We start from the raw sequence: 18,440 nt of genomic DNA on the forward strand, positions 1-18,440 counted from the left end.
TGCAACGTGATCGGCTGCCGCTCTAGTAGCCCCGCGCCGCGTCCACGGCGGCGGGAATGCGCCCGGTCCGCCGGTAGCCGCGCAGGTTCTCCGCCACGATGGCGGCGGCGCTGCGGGGGTTCGTCGGCGCGGTGACGTGGGGCAGGACCGTCACCCCGGGATGCCGCCAGAGCGGGGATTCGGGGGGCAGCGGCTCGGTGTCGAACACGTCGAGGACGGCGTGGGAGAGCTGCCCGGACTCGAGCGCGGCGAGGAGCGCGTCGGTGGCGACGATCGGGCCGCGCCCGAAATTCATCAGGGCCGCCCCCGGCTTCATGGCGGCGAATTGCGCCGCGCCGAGGAGGCCGCGCGTCGCCGGCGTCAGCGGCAGCAGGCAGACGACCGCGTCGCTGCCGGCGAGGAGCCGCGCCAGCCCGTCCGGCCCGGCGAGCGTCGCGCCCGCCTCCGCGCCGGGCCGCGCCCGCGGCGTGCGGCTCCAGGCGGCGACCCGGAACCCCGCCTCGTCGAGCCGCCCCGCGGCCGCCGCGCCGAGCAGCCCGAACCCGAGCAGGCCGACCGTCATCTCGGCCGGGGCGCGGTAGGGCAGGGGCCGCCAGATCCCGGCCTCCTGCTGGCGCCGGTAGGCCGGCATGTCGCGCTGCAGGAAGAAGGTCCAGGCCAGGACCGCCTCGGCCATGGTGCGGGCGAGCTCCGGATCCACCAGCCGGACGATCGGCACGCCGGCCGCGCCGAGATCGCGCACGAGGCGCTCGACACCCGCCCACAGGCTCTGGATCCAGGCGAGGCGGGGCAGGCGCGCGACCTCGGCGGGATCGGGATTGGCCACCACGGCGACCCTGACCGCCTCCCGCTGCGCCGGGGTGAGGGCGCGGAACGGGACCAGGCTCTCCTCCGGAAGGGCCGCGCGGAGCGCCGCCAGGAAGGCGGCCTCCTCCCGCGCGTCCAGGCTGCCGACGAAGGCGATCGGTTCGTGCATCGGGTCTCCTCCTGCTTGGGCCCGGGTCAAGGCTCGCGGGCCCGGGCGGGGTCCGGCCGCGGAGCCGGCGTCGAGGGTGGGCGGGATCGATCCCCTCGCGGGGCCCGCGTCACGGCGAGCTGGCCGCCTCCGCGAGGGCCTCGAAGGCGCGCGCGACCGCCTCCGCCCCCGGATCCGCGGTGCCGGCGAGGTCCCGCACCCCGAGATAGCTCGACCGGCCCGAGCGCGCCGCCGCCATCGCGGCCGTGGCCTGCGCCCCGGCCCGGGCCGCCCGGGCGGCCGCGGCGAGGCCGCCGCCCTCGGCCAGCGCCCGCGCGGCGGGGAGCAGCGCGTCGAGCATGGTCCGGTCGCCCTCCCGGGCGCCGCCGTAGAACTGCATGCGGGCGACGCCCGCGGCCAGCGCCTCGCCGGGATCCGCACCCTCGCGCAGCCTGTGCCCGGCCTCCGCCAGCAGGATCGAGAGCAGGACGCCGCTCGACCCGCCCATCGCCCGCGACAGCCGCTCCGCCAGCGCCCGGCAGAGGGCGGCCGGCTCGGCGAGCGGCAGGGCGTCGATCTCCGCGAGGACGCGCCGCGCGCCGGAGGCGAAGGTCGTGCCGGTATCGCCGTCCCCCACCCGCGCATCGAGCGCGTCGAGGGCCGGCTGGGCGGCGATGAGCGCGCGGCAGGCCGCTTCCAGCAGGCGGCGCGAGGCGGGATCCGCGGAGGGCTCGTCCGGCGCGGGCCGGAGCGCGGCGGGGAGCGGCAGCGCCGCCGCCTCGCCGCGCACCCGCCGCGGCGCCGGCCAGGCCGGCGCCCGCACGGGCGCAGTCAGCATCGCCGCCGCGGCGGCGTCCACCGGCATCAGCGAGAGCGAGAAGCCGCGCATGTCGAGGGCCGTCACGACCGGCGCCGGCCCGAGCAGCCAAGCGATCCGCGGGCCGAGCGGGCCGCGCAGGACCTCCCGGGCCACCGCCGCCATCTCGACGGCCGAGACGCCGCCGAGATTGTTGACGAGGAGCGCGAGCTGCGGCGCCTCGCGGATCTCCGGGCCGAAGCGGCCGACCATGTCGGCGACGAGCGCCGGCAGGGGAGGGAGGGCGATGCGCTGCACGCCCGGCTCGCCGTGGATGCCGAGGCCGAGCTCGGCCTCGCCGGCCGGGATCCGCGCCTCGGCCCCCTGGCCGGGGATGGCGCAGGTGGCGGTGGCCACGCCGAGCGTGCGCACCGCGCGGGCCGTCGCCTCGGCGGCGGCGCGCACGGCCGCCAGGGGCTGCCCCGCCGCCGCGGCGTGGCCGGCCGCCTTGTGCACCAGCACCGTCCCGGCGATCCCGCGGGGCCGCGCGCTGTCCGGGAGCGCCACGTCGTCGCCGACGATGACCACCTCGACCGCGTGCCCGAGGGCGCGCGCCTTCTCGGCCGCCAGCCCGAAATTGATGCGGTCCCCGACGTAGTTCTTGACGACGAGGAGGCAGCCGGCCGGTCCGGCCACCGCCAGGATCGCGGCCAGGACCGCGTCCACCGAGGGCGAGGCGAAGATGTCGCCGCAGACCGCGGCGTCGAGCAGGCCCTCGCCCACGAAGCCCGCATGGGCCGGCTCGTGGCCCGCGCCCCCGCCCGAGATCACCGCGACCTTGGTCCGGTCGCGCTCGGCCCGGAGCACGACGCGGATCTCCGGGTCGCCGTCGAGGCGGGCGAGCCCGGGCTCCGCGGGGGCGAGGAGGAGCCCGTCCAGGGCATCGGCGACCAGCGTCTCGCGCCGGTTGAGGAAGTGCGTCATGGCGGACCGGCGGTGAGGCGTTGCGGGGGCCGGGCGGCGGGCGCCCCCGACCGGCCGCCGCATCCTACGCGGCCCCGCGCCGGCGGAGCAGGGGGCGGATGCGCGGCCTCGCGCCCGCGATCCCCGGCCGGCGCGACGTTTCGGCCTCAGCGACGTTGTCGGCGGGCGCGCCTCCCCGGCGCGGAGCGAAGGATGCCATGACCGAGGAGACCCCATCCCCGAGCCGCCGGCTGCCGCGCTTCGCGCGCCCGCGGTCGCCCGCCGCCCTCCTGGCCGTGCTGCTCCTCGGCGTCAGCTTCGCGGCGGCCCTCCTGAACTACCTGTCGGGCACGCGCGCCGGGGCCGAGGCGGTGCGGCTCAACGGCGTGATCGCCCAGAGCGAGCGCGTGCTCTCGACCCTGAAGGACCTGGAGACCGGCCTGCGCGGCTACATCCTCACCGGCGACGGCGCCTATCTCGACCCCTACGCGGCGGCGCTGACGCACATCGACCCGGAGCTCGACCGGCTCGACGGCTTCGACCGCGACCCGGACACCCGCGCCCGGCGCCGCCGCCTGATCGCGGACCAGCGCGCCTACGCGGCCCGCGCGGTCGCGGCGCGCCGGGAGCAGGGCGCCGAGGCCGCCTCCGCCCTGGTGCGGAGCGGGGAGGGCAAGCGCATCATGGACGCGCTGCGGACCCTCACGGCGGCGGTGCAGGACCGGGCGGTCGCGGATCTCGACCGCATCGCGGCGCGCGAGCGCCTGCGCTCGCCGCTGCTGCAGGTCCTGGTGCTGGCCTCGGCGCTGGCGGCGGCGGGCCTGCTCGCGCGCCTCGCCATCCTGCGCCGCCGCGAGGGCCGCCGCACCGCGGCGCTCCTCGCCGGGGTGCTGGAGAACGCGCCCGTCGGGCTCGGCTTCCTCGACCGCGACCTCACCATCCGGCACATGAATCGGGCGCTGGAGAGCATGAGCGAGCGCGGCCTCGGCACCGGGGTCGGGGAGCCGATCTGGGCGCTGCTGCCCTCCCTGCGCGACGCGCTCGCGCCCAAGCTCGCGGCGGCGCGCGACGAGGGCCTGGTCACGGCGAATGTCGAGGTCGGGGTGCCGACCCCGAGCGCGCCCGGCAGCGTGCGCTACTTCCAGATGAGCTTCTTCCCCCTGCGCCGCGACGTCGACGACCGCGCCGCGCGGGCGGAGGGCGTCGGGCTCGTGATGTCGGACGTGACCCTGCGCAAGCTCTCCGAGGCGCGCACGCGGGAGAGCGAGGAGCGCTTCCGCTCGCTCACCGAGGCGACCTCGGCCATCGTCTGGCGCACCACCCCGGAGGGCACCTTCGCGCAGGTCACCTCGGAATGGACGCGCTTCACCGGCCAGACCCCCGAGGAGGCGGCGGGGCTCGGCTTCCTCGACGCCGTCCATCCCGAGGACCGCGCCGCCACCCGCGCGGCCTGGGAGCAGGCGGTCGCGACCCACGCGCTCTACGCGATCGAGCACCGGCTGCGCCGCCACGACGGGATCTACCGCCACATGGAGGTGCGCGCGGTCCCGATCCTGGAGAAGGACGGCCGGGTGCGCGAGTGGGTCGGGGCGCATGCCGACACCACGGCGCGCAAGGAGGCCGAGTTGGCGCTCGAGGCCGCCCGCGAGGCGGCCGAGGAGGCGAACGCCGCCAAGAGCCAGTTCCTGGCCAACATGAGCCACGAGCTGCGCACGCCCCTCTCCGCGGTGATCGGCTACGCGGAGATGCTGCAGGAGGAGATGGAGGATCTCGGCGCGGAGGCGCTGCTGCCCGACATGCGCAAGATCGAGGCGAATGCCCGCCACCTGCTCGGGCTGATCAACGACGTGCTCGACATCTCGAAGATCGAGGCCGAGCGGATGGAGGTCTATGCCGAGGATTTCGACGTCGCCGCGACCCTGCAGGATGTCGGCGCCACGGTGGGGTCGCTGATCGCCAAGAAGGACAACGCGCTGGTGCTGGACCTCGCGGAGGGGCTCGGGCGGGCGCATACCGACGTCACGAAGCTGCGCCAGTGCCTGATCAACCTCCTCAGCAACGCCGCGAAGTTCACCGAGGGCGGCCGGATCGTGCTCTCGGCCGAGCGCCTGCGGCGGGACGGCCGCGACCGGCTGCGCTTCCGGGTCGCCGACACGGGCATCGGCATGAGCGCGGAGCAGCAGGCGCGGCTGTTCGAGCGCTTCACCCAGGCGGACGCCTCGACCACCCGCCGCTTCGGCGGCACCGGGCTCGGCCTCGCCATCACCCGCGCCTTCGTGGAGATGCTGGGCGGCGCGATCGCGGTCGAGAGCCGCGCGGGGGAGGGCACGACCTTCACGATCGAGCTGCCGGTCCGCTACCGGGCGGAGGCGGAGGCCGGGGAGGACGAGGCCGATGCCGCGGCGCCCGCGCCCGCCGCGGAGGCGGCGCGGGAGGCCGGCGGGGACCTCGTCCTCGTCATCGACGACGACCCGGCGACCCGCGACCTCCTCGCCCGCTTCCTGCGGCGGGACGGGTTCCGGGTCGCCGCCGCGCCGGACGGGCGCGCCGGGCTGGACCAGGCCCGGGCGCTGCGCCCCCGGGTGATCCTGCTCGACGTCACCATGCCGCGCATGGATGGCTGGGAGGTGCTGCGCGCCCTGCGGGCGGACCCGGACCTCGCCGCGACGCCCGTGATCATGGTGACGGTGCTCGACGAGCAGAACCTCGCCTTCTCGCTCGGCGCGACCGACTACCTGCACAAGCCCGTGGCCTGGAAGCAGCTGAAGGAGGCGATGGAGCGCTTCCGGCCGGCGATCCACGAGGGGCCGGTCCTGGTCGTGGACGACGACCCCGACGTGCGCGAGCGCATCACCGCGCTCCTCACCCGCGAGGGCTGGCGCGCCGCCTCGGCGGCGAACGGCCGGGCCGGGCTCGACGCGGTGGCGGTGCGCAAGCCGGGGCTGATCCTGCTCGATCTGATGATGCCCGAACTCGACGGGTTCGGCTTCCTGCGCGGCCTGCGGGCGAGGCCGGAATGGCGGGACATCCCCGTCGTGGTGCTGACCGCCAAGGACGTGACCGCCGACGAGCGGCGGCGCCTCGCCGGCCAGGCCGACCGCGTCCTGCAGAAGGGCGGCCTGAGCATGGCCGACCTCGCCGCCACCGTCCGCTCCCTGCTCGTGCCGAGCTGAGCCGCCGGCGCCGGGGCCGACGCTCGTGTGTGGTTTGAGCCCCGCGCAGGCGGGCGCCACCGTGATCCGCCTCGCAATTTGGCGCGTGCCGGCGGCCGACGATCACGGGATCCTGCGGTGCTCGCACGAAGGGAAGCGTGGCGAACCGCTTAACGTCTCGTACGACGGGACCGGGGGACTGGTCGCGACGCGATCCGAAGGCCCGAACTCCTGATCCCGGCCGCGTCCGGACCCGGACGGGCCGTCGAGCGCCGGCGAAGAACGTTCAACCCCGACACGCCGCGTCAACCAGCAGTATCGAGGACGGGCAACCCGAGACTCCACCAGACGCGACCGGTCTATCCGGCGACGAGGCAACGGCCGCGTCGTCGTTGGAAATCAGGCAGAATCAAACACCTGGAGCGGGATCCGGTCGCGATCCCGCTTTCGATTTCGCCAGTTGGCCTTTGTTTATGGACGACAAACCGAGATTGCGCCATATTGCAGATGAGGAGCGAGACGAGCGTGATCGCTTCAACTCGCCAGAGATCAGCCGGCCCTGAGAGCTGAGGGAGAGCGGGAGACCCGCGCGAGCGGAGTTCGAGACGGTCCAAGACCGGGCCGGTCCAGGACCACGCATATCGGGAGGCGACGTCATGCGAGGAGAAGCGTGCGCTTCGCTCGGCCGCCGCGGCAGGCTCGTCCTCTTGGTGGCCGCGGCCGGGCTGTCCGCCTGCCTCGCGGCGGCTTCGGCGCCGGCGCAGGGGACATCCGACCCGTCCGGACAGGGCGCGGCCCCGCCGCGGGCGAAGGAGGTCCAGGGCGATGCGCCCCTCTCTACCGTCAAGGTCCCGTACGGCGAGCGCGTCGCCCTGCCGGTCGCCAACCCGCCCCCGCGCCGGGCCGATTACGCCTCCGTCTACATGACGGGATTGCCGCAGGGCTCGACCGTGTCCGACAGCGTCCACGACGTGGTGGTGGGCGACGACGTGCAGGCGATCGACATCAGCAGCTTCAACCTCGAAGGGCTCTTCGTCCTGCTGCCGCGCGATCTCGCCTCCCGCTCGCACGAGGTGTTCGTCGCCAGCGTCCTGGCCTTCCCGCCCTGGTCCGGGGAGGGCAACCCGGTCCAGACCGAGACCCTCTCGACGATGGTCATCATCCCGGAGGTCTCTTCGCTTCCGCCGCTCGCTCTCGACGTGCCGCAACCGGCCGTCGCCGTGATGAGCGTTCCGCCCGCCGCGGCCCCGCCGCCCGGGCCTGGCCGGGACGTGCCGAGCCGGGATGTGGCGAGCCGGAATGTGCTGAGCCGGGACCTGCCGAGCCGGGACCTGCCGAGCACGGATCAGCCGGCCCCCGACCGGGCCGGCCCGCGGGCGACCGGCGCCGCGATCGCGGAGCCTCCGAGCCCGGCGCAGCCGCCCCCCGCGGCGGATCCGGGAGCCGGCGACGAGCCCTCCGCGGTGGCGCTCCTGGCGAGGGCCGGGCAGCTGCTCCAGGTCGGCAACGTGAGCGGAGCGCGGCTGCTGCTGCTGCGGGCCGGGTCGGCCGACGCGACGGAGCTCCTGGCGCAGACCTACGAGGAGGCCTTCCTGCGCCGCCTGGGCGTGCGCGGATTGAGGGGCGATCCGGAGCGCGCGCGCAGCTACTCCGAGGCGGCCGCGCGCCTCCGCCAGGGCGGGGTCCAGCGTCAGGCCCGATCGGCCCCGTGACGGCAGCAGGCAGGGAGACCCCGATGGAGAGCAGGATGCGTGTGATGCGCTTTCCGGAGGATCACGTCCGGACGGCGTATGACGAGCCCGCGCGGCGCTTGAGCGAAGCCCATATCCGCCATCCCGAAGGGATCAAGCGGGTTTGGGATGACAAGCCCGCGCGGCGCTTGAGCGACGCCGGCATCCGCATGGCCAAGCAATCCGTCGGATGTCGGATGACCCGTCTCGCGGCCCTCGCGATCTCGGTCGCTCTGCTCGCCGGGGCGCCGGGCTCCCCGGCCCAGGCCCGGGAGGCGGCGCCGGCCGCCGAGAGCGAGGGGATGGTCGGCGACAGCATGAACGCGGCGACGGTCTCGATCGTCACCGGCACGCCGGGCGGCACCTATTTCCGCATCGGCGCGGACCTCGCCTTCGTGCTCGACGACGGCAAGCAGCTGCGGATCCTCCCGATCCTCGGGAAGGGCGCCGGGCAGAACGCCTACGACCTCCTGTTCCTGAAGGGTGTGGACCTCGCCTTCCTGCGCACCGACACGCTCGAGCAGCTGCGCGAGGACAAGCGGCTGACCAAGGTCGACACCCGCATCCAGTACATTTCCAAGCTGTTCGACGACGAACTGCACATCATCGGTCCGGTCGACGTCACGGATGCGCGGCAGCTCGCGGGCAAGCGCGTGACCTTCGACGTCAAGGGCAGCGGCACCGACTACAGCGGCCGGGCGATGTTCCGGAAGCTCGGGATCGCCGTGCAGGCGATCAACGTCGATCAGCCGACGGCGCTCGAGATGCTGCGCAAGGGCGAGGTGGACGCCGTCGTCTCCGTCGCCGCCAAGCCCGTGGCGATGATCGCGGGCTTCGATCCGGGCGGCAAGTTCCACCTCATCCCGGCGAAGTACGCGGCCGCGGTCGAGGATGCCTACCTGCCGGCCTCGCTCACCAAGCAGGATTACCCCAAGCTCATGGGACAGGCCGACGAGGTGCAGACGCTGGCGGTCGGCACGGTGCTCGGGGTCTACAAGCCCGTGAAGGGCTCGGCCCGCTACGCCAAGCTCGCCCGCTTCGTGGATGCGTTCTTCGGCAAGTTCGACGAGTTCCTCGCGCCGCAGCGCCACCCGAAATGGCGCGAGGTCAACCTGGCCGCCGAGGTGAGCGGCTGGACCCGGTTCCGGCCGGCCCAGAAGTGGCTCGACGCGCATCGCGAGCCGCAGGCCTCCGGGAGCGGAGACTTCACGGCCTTCCTGAACGACCAGCAGCCGAGTGCCGCGACCGGCAAGGAGGAACTCTACCAAGCCTACCTGCAATGGCGGAAAGACCGCGGCCGCGCCATCAACAGCCTGGGCGAGAGGGTCCCGGACCGGCAGACGAAGGGTTCGAGCTTCTAGGCAACTGCACGCGGCAATCCTGCTTGGCCTCTTGTTTTCGCGTGATTTCTCGCCACCAAACCGGTGACCCCTACGGCGCATGAGGCCTGGAACCGGATCGCCCGGGCCCGCGGCGCCCGTCCGGGAGTTTTCCGCAGGTGTCCCGCCCGCGCCGCCGGACCTTCCTTCGCGGCCGCACGTTGAGCGCGTGGTGGTGCTTGGCAGCGCGGGATCGGGCTGCCGCCGGTGCGGATGCGAGGAACCGAGATGACGAGGGTTGATGGCGGCCGGGTGTCGGCGCCGTACGTGATGGCGCGCCCGCGCATCCGCGAGGGAAGCCCGAACCTGCGGGGCACGACCTGGGACGGGCTCGGCGTCAACTTCGCGCTGTTCTCCGCCCACGCCACCCGCGTCGAACTCTGCCTGTTCGACGATTCCGGAAAGACCGAGATCGAGCGGATCGACCTGCCCGAGTACACGAACGAGATCTGGCACGGCTACCTGCCCGACGCGCGCCCGGGCACGATCTACGGCTACCGCGTCCACGGCCCCTACGAGCCCGACGAGGGCCACCGCTTCAACCCCCACAAGCTGCTCCTCGACCCCTACGCCAAGGCCCTGGTCGGGTCGATCACCTGGGACCCGGCCCTGTTCGGCTACCGGCTCGAGAGCGGCGACGACCTCACCTTCGATGACCGCGACAGCGCCCCCTTCACCCGCAAGGGCCGGGTGATCGACCCGGCCTTCACCTGGGGCCGGGACCGCAAGCCCGACGTGCCGTGGGAGCGCACGATCATCTACGAGGCCCACGTGAAGGGCCTCACCAAGCTGCATCCGGGCGTGCCCGAGCGCCTGCGCGGCACCTACGCCGGCCTCGGCCAGCCCGCCGTGCTCGACTACATCCGCAGCCTCGGCGTCACCGCGGTCGAGCTCCTGCCCGTGCACTCCTTCGTGCAGGACGACTACCTGCGCCAGAAGGACCTCTGGAACTACTGGGGCTACAACACGATCTCGTTCTTCGCCCCGGCCCGCCGCTACGCCGCGGTCCCGGACTTCGCCTTCTCCGAGTTCAAGGAGATGGTCGCGCGCCTGCACGGGGCCGGGCTCGAGGTGATCCTCGACGTGGTCTACAACCACACCGCCGAGGGCAACGAGCGCGGGCCGACCCTGTCCTTCAAGGGCATCGACAACGCCTCCTACTACCGGCTGCTGCCGGACCAGAGGCGCTACTACATCAACGACACCGGCACCGGGAACACCGTCAACCTCTCGCATCCGCGGGTGCTGCAGATGGTGACCGATTCCCTGCGCTACTGGGCCACCGAGATGCGGGTCGACGGCTTCCGCTTCGACCTCGCCACCATCCTGGGCCGCGAATCCTACGGCTTCGACGAGGGCGGCGGTTTCCTCGACACCTGCCTGCAGGACCCGGTGCTGAACTCCGTGAAGCTGATCGCGGAGCCGTGGGATTGCGGGCCGGGGGGCTACCAGGTGGGCGGCTTCCCGCCGGGCTGGGCGGAGTGGAACGACCGCTTCCGGGACGACGTGCGGGCCTATTGGCGCGGCGACGAGGGCCTGCTGCCCGCCCTCGCGGCCCGCTTCACCGCCTCGGCCGACAAGTTCGACAAGCGCGGCCGCAAGCCCTGGGCCTCGGTGAACTTCCTGACGGCGCATGACGGGTTCACGCTGGCCGACACGGTCTCGTACGCCGAGAAGCACAACGAGGCGAACGGCGAGGAGAACCGGGACGGTCACTCGCACAATCTCTCGTCGAATTACGGGGTCGAGGGCCCGACCGCGGATCCCGAGATCCGGGCGGTGCGGTTCCGGCAGATGCGCAACATGCTGGCGACGTTGTTCCTGGCGCGGGGCACGCCGATGCTGCTGGCGGGGGACGAGTTCGCGCGCACGCAGCGGGGCAACAACAACGCCTATTGCCAGGACAACGAGATCTCCTGGCTCGACTGGCAGGCGATCGGGCCGGCGGAACGCGACCTCGCCGAGTTTACCCAGCGCCTGATCCTGCTGCGCAACGCCCTGCCGATCCTGATGCGGGGCCGTTTCCTGACCGGCCGCTACGACGAGGAACTCGGCGTCAGGGACGTGGCGTGGCTCACGCCGGACGGGGACGAGATGTCCCCGGAGCATTGGGGGGACGGCAAGGCCCGCTCGCTCGCCGTGCTCCTCGACGGGCGCGCGCAGGAGACCGGCATCAAGCAGCAGGGCTCCGAGGCGACGCTGCTGCTCCTGATCAACGCCTATCACGACGTGGTCCGCTTCACCCTGCCGAAGACCGCGGGCGGGCACGAATGGGTGCGCCTCATCGACACGAACCTGCCGGAGGGCCAGGAGACCCGATCCTTCCAGGCCGGCGGCGCCTACGAGGTGACCGGGCGGTCCATGCTGGTGATGGTGCTGCGGCCCGACGCGGGCGAGGCGAGCGTGGCGGTGGAGCGCTCCTTCACCCACGTGATGCAGGCCTTCGCGCGCGCGACCGCCGAGCACGTCGCCTTCGGCCCGGCTTTCCGCGGGTGAGCCGGCGCCCGCCATCCGCCTCCCGCGGCCCGGGCGGAGCCGCGGGAGGTCCCCTTCGCAGGACGGAGACCTCGAGGTGACCAAGATCCTGCTCGTCGAGGACCACGAAGAGATCTGGGACTTCCTGTCCCGGCGCCTGACGCGCCGCGGCTACGAGGTCGTGATGGCCCATGACGGCGATGCCGGCGTGCAGCAGGCCCGCTCCTTGCGCCCGGACGTGATCCTGCTCGACATGAACCTGCCGGTGCTGGACGGCTGGTCGGTCGCGCGCGCGCTCAAGTCGAGCCCCGACACCCAGTCGATCCCGATCATCGCGCTCACCGCCCACGCCATGTCGGGCGACCGCGAGAAGGCGATCCAGGCGGGCTGCGACGATTACCACCCCAAGCCGATCGACTTCGCCAAGCTGCTCGGCCAGATCGGCGCGGTCACCGGCGCCGGCGCCCCGCCGTGAGCGAGGATCCGGTCACCGCCCGCTGGCTGCGGCAGGCCCTGCCGGCCTTCGTCGTGCTCGCCGGCCTGCTCGGCGTGCTGGCGCTCGCGGTGCTGCTGGTCATGGGCCGCGAGATCCTGGTGCCGATCACGCTGGCAATCTTCCTGAGCTTCGTGCTGGTGCCGGCGGTGCGGGCGCTGCGGCGCCTGCGCATCCCGCGGGTGCCCGCGGTGCTGCTCGTGGTGCTGCTCGCCTTCGGGGCGCTCGGCACGGTCGGCAGCCTGCTCGCGGGCGAGGCGGCGCAGCTCGCCGCCGACCTGCCGCGCTACTCGCTCACGATGCGCGACAAGATCAAGCTCCTGCAGGGCGCGACCGCGGGCGGGGGAGGGGTCTCGCGCCTCCTCGACATGGTGGCGGATCTCAGCCGCGAGCTGCAGCCGCCGCCCGAGCCGAAGGACCGCGCGGCGCCCGCCGCCGGCACGCCGCTCAAGGTCGAGGTGGTGGAGGCTCGCCCGAGCGTGCTCGCGGCCCTCGGTACCTACGCGGCCCCCGTGCTGCACCCGCTGGCGACGACGGGCCTGATCCTGCTCTTCAGCGTCGTCATCCTCCTGCAGCGGGAGGACCTGCGCAACCGGGCGATCCGGCTCGCGGGCTCGGGCGACCTGCGCCGCACCACGGCGGCGATCGACGACGCCACCGCCCGCCTCACCCGCTTCTTCCTGGCCCAGCTCGGCCTCAACACCGCCTTCGGGGTGGTGATCGGCCTGGGGCTCTGGATCATCGGCATCCCGAGCCCGGTGCTGTTCGGCGTCATCGCCGGCATCCTGCGCTTCGTGCCCTATATCGGCGCGGTGATCGGCGCGCTGCTGCCGCTGGTGCTCGCGGCCGCGGTCGATCCCGGCTGGACCATGGTCCTGGCCACCGCCGCGCTGTTCCTCGTCGTCGAGCCGGTGGCCGGCCACGTCGTCGAGCCGCTGCTCTACGGGCACTCGACCGGCCTCTCGCCCGTGGCGGTGATCCTGGCCGCGACGGTCTGGGCCTTCCTGTGGGGACCGGTCGGCCTCGTCCTCGCCACGCCGCTCACCGTCTGCCTCGTGGTGCTGGGCCGGCACGTCGAGCGGCTGGAATTCCTGGAGGTGCTGCTCGGCGACGGGCCGGCGCTGGCGCCCGAGGAGATCTTCTACCAGCGCATGCTCGCGGGCGATCCCGGCGAGGCCATCGACCAGGGCGTGCAGTTCCTCAAGGCCCGCCCGCTCGTCACCTATTACGACGAGGTGGTGCTGGCCGCCCTGCGGATGGCGCAGGACGACTTCGCCCGCGGGACGGTGGCGCGCGCCCGGCAGGACGAGGTCGGCGAGGCCTTCCGCACCGTGGTGGAGCGCCTGGGCGCGACGCGCCCGAGCCTGTGGCGGCGGGCGCTCGGCCGCGAGGCCGCCGCCGCCGTCGCGGCGGTCGGTCCCGATCCCCGGGCGGCCGCGACGGTGCTCGACCGGGCGGCGCTGCCGCCGCGCTGGCGCGGGCCCGCCCCCGTGCTCTGCGTGTCGAGCGGCGGCGCCTTCGACCTCGCCACGACCCGGATGCTGAGCCAGATCCTCGACCGCCACGGCCTCCCGTCCCGGGTGACGACGCTGCGGGACCTGCTGCGCGAGGGTGCCGAGGCGGTCGACCCGCGGGCGACCGCCCTGGTCTGCTACTCCTACCTGGAGCCGATCAGCCTGTCGCAGATCCGCTACGTGGTGCGCCAGACCCGCAGGACCCTGCCGGGCGTGACCGTGCTGGTCGGCTTCTGGGGCGAGCGCGATCCCGGCACGCTGGCGCGCCTGCGCCGGGCCACCTCGGCGGACGTGCTCGTGACCTCGCTCGGCGACGCGCTCGGGGCCGTCCTCGCCCGCGCCGCGCCCGCGCCGCAGCCCCAGCGGGGCGGCGCGCCGAGCCCCGCGGCCGCGCCGGTGCGGGCGTGAGCGCGCCGGCCGGGCCCGGCGCTCGCCCGGCGGCCGCGCGGGAGGCGCCGCCCCGCGCCGAGGGGCCCCTCGACCTCGCCGGGGCGGAGCTGCCGCCGGGGACCGACCTCGTCGAGGCGGATCTCTCGGGCGCGAACCTCGCGCGGGCGCGCCTCTCCGGGATCCTCGCCCGCTCCGCGCGCTTCGACGGCGCCCGCATCGAGGAGGCGGATTTCAGCGGGGCGGACCTCAGCGGCGCGCATTTCGCGACCGTGGCCGGCGGCCAGGCCCGCTTCTCCGGCGCCATGATGGAGGATGCGCGCTTCTGCGGGGCCACCCTGCGCTTCGCGACCCTGGCGGGCGGGCTCCTCGACGGGGCCGACTTCACCGGCGCCGACCTCTGGGGGGCCGACTTCACCGACGCGGATGCCGACGACACGCTGTTTCGCCGCGCCCGGCTCGACGAGGCGAAGCTCGTCAACGTCAACCTGACCGGGGCGGTGTTCGAGGGGGCGAGCCTCGCCAAGGCGTCCCTCGCCGGCTCGCGGCTGAGCCGGGCCAACTTCGTCGAGGCGAAGCTCGACGGGGCCGACCTGTCGGGGGCCGACCTCTCGGATGCCCGCCTCGTGCGGCTCGACCTCACCTCCTGCCGGTTGCGGCACGCGCGCTTCGCGCATGCGTGGCTGGAGGGCACGCGCCTGCGGGTCGACCAGCTCGGCGGCGCGGTCGGCGAGGAGGTGGCGGGGGATTACGCGGCCGCGGTGGCGAGCTACCTCGTGGTAGAGCGCAACCAGCGCAGCATCGGCGACCGGGAGGGGGCGAGCTGGGCCTTCAAGCGCGCCCGCCGCATGGGCCGCCACCACGCGGGAGCGCTGACCCGCGCCGCGTGGCGGGAGGGGGCGTGGCGCGCGGGGCTTCGCCACGGCTCCGACTGGCTCTCGGACCGCTTCGTCGAGTGGCTGTGCGATTACGGCGAGAGCCTGACGCGGATCGTGCGCGCCTTCGCGTTGGCGATCCTGGTCTTCGCGGCGCTCTACGGGGTGACCGGGGGGCTGATCCCGGAGGGCCGGGACGGCGTGCCGACCTACAACCCGCTGGACCTGGTGAGCTACAGCGCCCTCAACATGATGACGGCGAACCAGCCGGAACTCGGCATCAAGCCCGTGGGGCGCGTCACCAACATCCTGGTCGGCAGCCAGGGGGCGCTCGGCATCATCCTGATGGGCCTGTTCGGCTTCGTCCTCGGCAACCGGCTGCAGCGCTAAGTGTCTCTCACAAAACTCCCGATCGCTGCCATCGCCCGTTGGGGCGAGGGCAGCGCGGCGGGAGTTTTGTGAGAGACACCAAGCACAGTGTCCCGGGCAATTCTGCTTTGCTTTTGGTCCTGCATCATATCCGCTGACGCGGTGCTTCGGTTCGCCGCCGAACCGGTGACCCCTTGGGCACCGGCCGGTCCCGGCCGGCGGAATGCGGCCGAGGTCCGGTGCCGCGCGGGCGCCGCCGCACCCGCCCTCGGGCGGCAGCCGATCGCGTCCCGTCGGATCCTGCGCGAGGGTCTCGACGTCATCGCGGCGGCCGCGACGGACCCGCGGCCGCTTCGTCGAACGAACGCGCTCGGGTCGGATTCCCGCCCCGGCCAGACCTCCGGTTCGCGCTCGCCCCGCTGCCGCTTGCGTCCCAGGTCCGCCGTTCAGAAGGTCCGCCGTTCAGAAGGTCCGCGTCCAGGCAATCCGATGCAAGATCCTGATCGGCCTGCCCGACTGACAGCGTCGGACGTGAGACCGAGCCAAGCGCGCTCTCGGCAAAATCTTATGGATATAATTTGATGATGCTGCATTCCATCTTGATTTCGCGATTCATGATTGCCCATTGCGCAACGATTTTCCTTCTATTACAAATATAAAATGATGTCAATCACGATAATCCGATGACGGTATACTCACATCTTAGCTATTTTTCTGTTCACCATTCGAAAGATGCGCGCCACGGCGATCGCACTGGAGCAATCATAGAATGGCTTTAGCCATTTCTCCCCAACCCGTAACACATACCAGGCTAATCCTTCAATATCACTCAATATTCGCTGGCCAACGTGCGCCGGGCGCCCTGGCGTGAGCGGGCTTTGCCAACATCCCATTGCCGGCGGGACAGACCGAAACCTCGCTGCGCCCCGGGCCTACGCCCCCTGCAACGCAGCCTGAACGGCCAAAGTCGAGCGAGAGCATTTTCCGACGAAGTGGATGCCGGTTCGTCGCAGAAAATGCAGCAAGATCAAAGACCTAGAGCAGTACCTGATTGCAACGTGATCGGGTGCTGCTCTAAGCCTGCCGATGACATTCTCGCCAACGTCGCGCGGTTCTGCCAACGAACTTCCAACCAAACAGAAACTTGCTACGCCAGAGTGCAAAACTCTGATCGCATGCACGCTCAGGTTTCATCCGTGAGGGACGGCGAAGCCGGTGTGCAACTCATACCAAATCCGCCTGATTCCTTCGGAATGGCGGATGTGGACCTCGCTCAGGCGCCGCGTGGGCTCTGATCCGGGATCCGCTTTGATCAAGCGGATCCCGGTTCAAACCACTAGGCGTAGAGGTGAGTGCCACCCACGTTGCGGCGCACGGTCAGGCCGACCACAACAAGACCGACGAGGCCCGCTCCCATCAGGATATATGCCGGCATGTAGGTGTTGCCCGTGACGCTGATGAGCCAAGCCGCGAAATACGGGCCGCCGCCGCCGCCGACAACCGCACCGACGCTGTGCCCGAAGGCAACGCCCGTATGCCGGATCTGGGTCGGGAACATCTCTGGCATCGTGGCGTAGGTGCCCGCTTGGCACAGGGCGTAGGGGATGATCCCGATGGACAGGCCAAGGAGCGCCAGCACGATATTGTTCTGGTTCATCAGCATGAATTCAGGGAGGGTGAGCAGCAAGTACGCCGTGTAGGCAATGAGCAGCAGGGTCTTTCCGCCGACCCGGTTGCCGATCATCCCGGCGAGCGGGATCAGGAACGACGCCAGGATCACGGCCAGCAGCACGACCGTGGCGGCTTCCGCCTTGCTGAAGCCCAGTACCTCGCTGAAATACACGGATACGAACACCGTTCCGATATAGGTGCCGATGTTCTGGACGGCCGAGATCAGCATCACCTTGGCTAGGGCGGTCGGGTACTGCTGGAACAGGCTCGCGAGCGGGGCCTTGGTCGTCTTGTGCGAAGCGGACAGCGCCGCGAATTCCGGGCTGTCCTCGATGCTCAGGCGCATCCAGATCGTCAGGACCGCCAAAGGACCAGCCAGCAGGAAGGGAATGCGCCAGCCCCACTCGATCATGCTCTCCCGGGTCAGCATGGCCGCCATAAGGCCGCCGAGAGCGGCCGCCAAGCCTTTGCCCAGCTGCGCCACCGAGGGAAGGAAGGAGATATAAAGGGCGCGACGATCCGGCGCCGCCCATTCGCGAATGTACGAGGCGGCGCCTCCGATCTCTCCGCCGGTCGAGAACCCCTGCAGCAGCCTCATCAGCACCAAGAGGACCGGCGCTACAATGCCGATGGTCTGGTAGCTCGGCAGCAAGCCCGTGAGCGCGGATGCGACGCCCATGAGCGTGATGCTGGCGATCAGGCTGGTGCGCCGACCGCGGCGGTCTCCCAGTTGCCCGAAATACCAGGCACCGATCGGCCGGACGAGGAAGGCCAGGCCGAACACGGCGAGCGTGTTGAGCAGGTTCGCGACGGCGTCACCGGCAGGGAAAAACACGAGCGACAGCGTCGCCGCCACATACCCATAAACGCTGAAATCGTAATATTCGATGAATGTGCCGAATACCGCGGCTCCAGTTGCTTGTTTCGCTTTTTCTTTGATGCCGCCGGCAGGCAAAGCTACAGACATTGTGTCAGACATCGTCTCCACCCGTGGTATATATAGGTTTTTTCATTTCGAATTTTCTAAATGTTGACGCGTCAACTCTTGCTGTAGGCCCCCGTGTAGGTGCTGTTCGCGATCGACTTCAGGATCGCTGCCTCCTTGGCCAGATGCGCTTCGACCTTTCCGGAGAGGTCACGGGCGATGGATTGCGGAAAGCTGACCACGCCGTCCTCGTCGCCGACGATGATGTCGCCTGGAGAGACGACCGTGCCGCCGCTCATCGCGATCGGAACGTCGATCTCACCGGGGCCGTCCTTGTAGGGTCCCCGGTGGATCACGCCACGGGCGAAGCAGGGGAAGGTACCGGCGGAAATGGTCCCGAGATCCCTGATCGCGCCGTCAACGACGAAACCGGCGACGCCGCGCATCTGCGCGATCCGAACGATGATTTCGCCGATCAGCGCCCGGGTCGTGTCGCCCTCGCCCGCCACGACGATCACCTCGCCGGGCTGCACCAGTTCGAGCACCTTGTGGATCATCAGGTTATCGCCGGGCCGCGTCCGAACGGTGCGCGCAGGTCCAACCAGCTTGGCGCCCCGATGGTAGGGCCGCATGTCGAGAAAACCTGGCAACCGATCGAGATTGTCGCTAATGACCGCGACCGGTGCTTCACGGAACAGCTCCGCAAGCTCGAGGCTCTTTGCCTGTTCGATTGTCTTCATGACAAAATCCTCATTT

At 71.7% G+C, this 18,440-nt stretch carries 11 protein-coding genes; 7 read left to right on the top strand and 4 right to left on the bottom strand.

Annotated elements, in window-relative coordinates; translation table 11 throughout:
- Nucleotides 1–22: 22 nt before the first annotated feature.
- Both MET2598_RS0105805 and MET2598_RS0105810 read right to left on the bottom strand, forming a co-directional pair.
- Nucleotides 23–976: a 2-hydroxyacid dehydrogenase gene (locus MET2598_RS0105805; RefSeq protein ID WP_018260179.1), complete on the bottom strand. Its 954-nt coding sequence runs from the start codon at nucleotides 974–976 to the stop codon at nucleotides 23–25.
- A gap of 109 nt (nucleotides 977–1,085) precedes the next feature.
- The gene (locus MET2598_RS0105810) at nucleotides 1,086–2,735 is read right to left on the bottom strand and encodes a dihydroxyacetone kinase subunit DhaK (RefSeq protein WP_018260180.1); all 1,650 of its coding nucleotides are present in this window, start codon (nucleotides 2,733–2,735) and stop codon (nucleotides 1,086–1,088) included.
- Between the two features lie 197 nt (nucleotides 2,736–2,932).
- Here MET2598_RS0105810 and MET2598_RS0105815 point away from each other — a divergent pair, with 197 nt between their 5' ends.
- From MET2598_RS0105815 to MET2598_RS0105845, 7 genes are all read left to right on the top strand, one after another.
- Nucleotides 2,933–5,887, top strand: coding sequence for a response regulator (locus tag MET2598_RS0105815; protein ID WP_018260181.1), 2,955 nt, complete (start codon nucleotides 2,933–2,935; stop codon nucleotides 5,885–5,887).
- 635 nt (nucleotides 5,888–6,522) lie between these two features.
- A complete protein-coding gene (locus MET2598_RS0105820; protein WP_051086503.1) occupies nucleotides 6,523–7,578 on the top strand; it encodes a hypothetical protein in 1,056 nt (351 codons plus the stop codon).
- Nucleotides 7,579–7,793: 215 nt separating this feature from the next.
- Complete coding sequence (locus MET2598_RS36010; RefSeq protein WP_036270697.1) at nucleotides 7,794–8,957, top strand: TAXI family TRAP transporter solute-binding subunit; 1,164 nt, start codon at nucleotides 7,794–7,796, stop codon at nucleotides 8,955–8,957.
- 246 nt (nucleotides 8,958–9,203) lie between these two features.
- Nucleotides 9,204–11,471, top strand: coding sequence for a glycogen debranching protein GlgX (gene glgX / locus MET2598_RS0105830; RefSeq protein WP_036270280.1), 2,268 nt, complete (start codon nucleotides 9,204–9,206; stop codon nucleotides 11,469–11,471).
- A gap of 76 nt (nucleotides 11,472–11,547) precedes the next feature.
- Nucleotides 11,548–11,925, top strand: a complete 378-nt coding sequence (locus MET2598_RS0105835; protein ID WP_012333334.1) for a response regulator — start codon at nucleotides 11,548–11,550, stop codon at nucleotides 11,923–11,925.
- Entirely contained in the window at nucleotides 11,922–13,865 is a 1,944-nt protein-coding gene (locus tag MET2598_RS0105840; protein ID WP_012333333.1) for an AI-2E family transporter, read from the top strand. Before MET2598_RS0105835 ends, MET2598_RS0105840 begins: the two co-directional genes overlap by 4 nt.
- Nucleotides 13,862–15,109: a pentapeptide repeat-containing protein gene (locus MET2598_RS0105845; protein ID WP_012333332.1), complete on the top strand. Its 1,248-nt coding sequence runs from the start codon at nucleotides 13,862–13,864 to the stop codon at nucleotides 15,107–15,109. The genes MET2598_RS0105840 and MET2598_RS0105845 overlap by 4 nt, the downstream gene beginning before the upstream one ends.
- Nucleotides 15,110–16,424: 1,315 nt before the next feature.
- Here the strand turns inward: MET2598_RS0105845 and MET2598_RS0105850 are convergent.
- Nucleotides 16,425–17,738 carry an MFS transporter gene (locus MET2598_RS0105850; protein WP_026190539.1) on the bottom strand — a complete coding sequence of 438 codons (1,314 nt, stop codon included), beginning with the start codon at nucleotides 17,736–17,738 and terminating at the stop codon, nucleotides 16,425–16,427.
- Nucleotides 17,739–17,797: 59 nt separating this feature from the next.
- Entirely contained in the window at nucleotides 17,798–18,424 is a 627-nt protein-coding gene (locus MET2598_RS0105855; protein WP_012333330.1) for an RraA family protein, read from the bottom strand.
- Between the last annotated feature and the right edge of the window lie 16 nt (nucleotides 18,425–18,440).

Source organism: Methylobacterium sp. WSM2598, from assembly GCF_000379105.1.
In the GTDB taxonomy this organism is placed as follows: Bacteria; Pseudomonadota; Alphaproteobacteria; order Rhizobiales; family Beijerinckiaceae; genus Methylobacterium.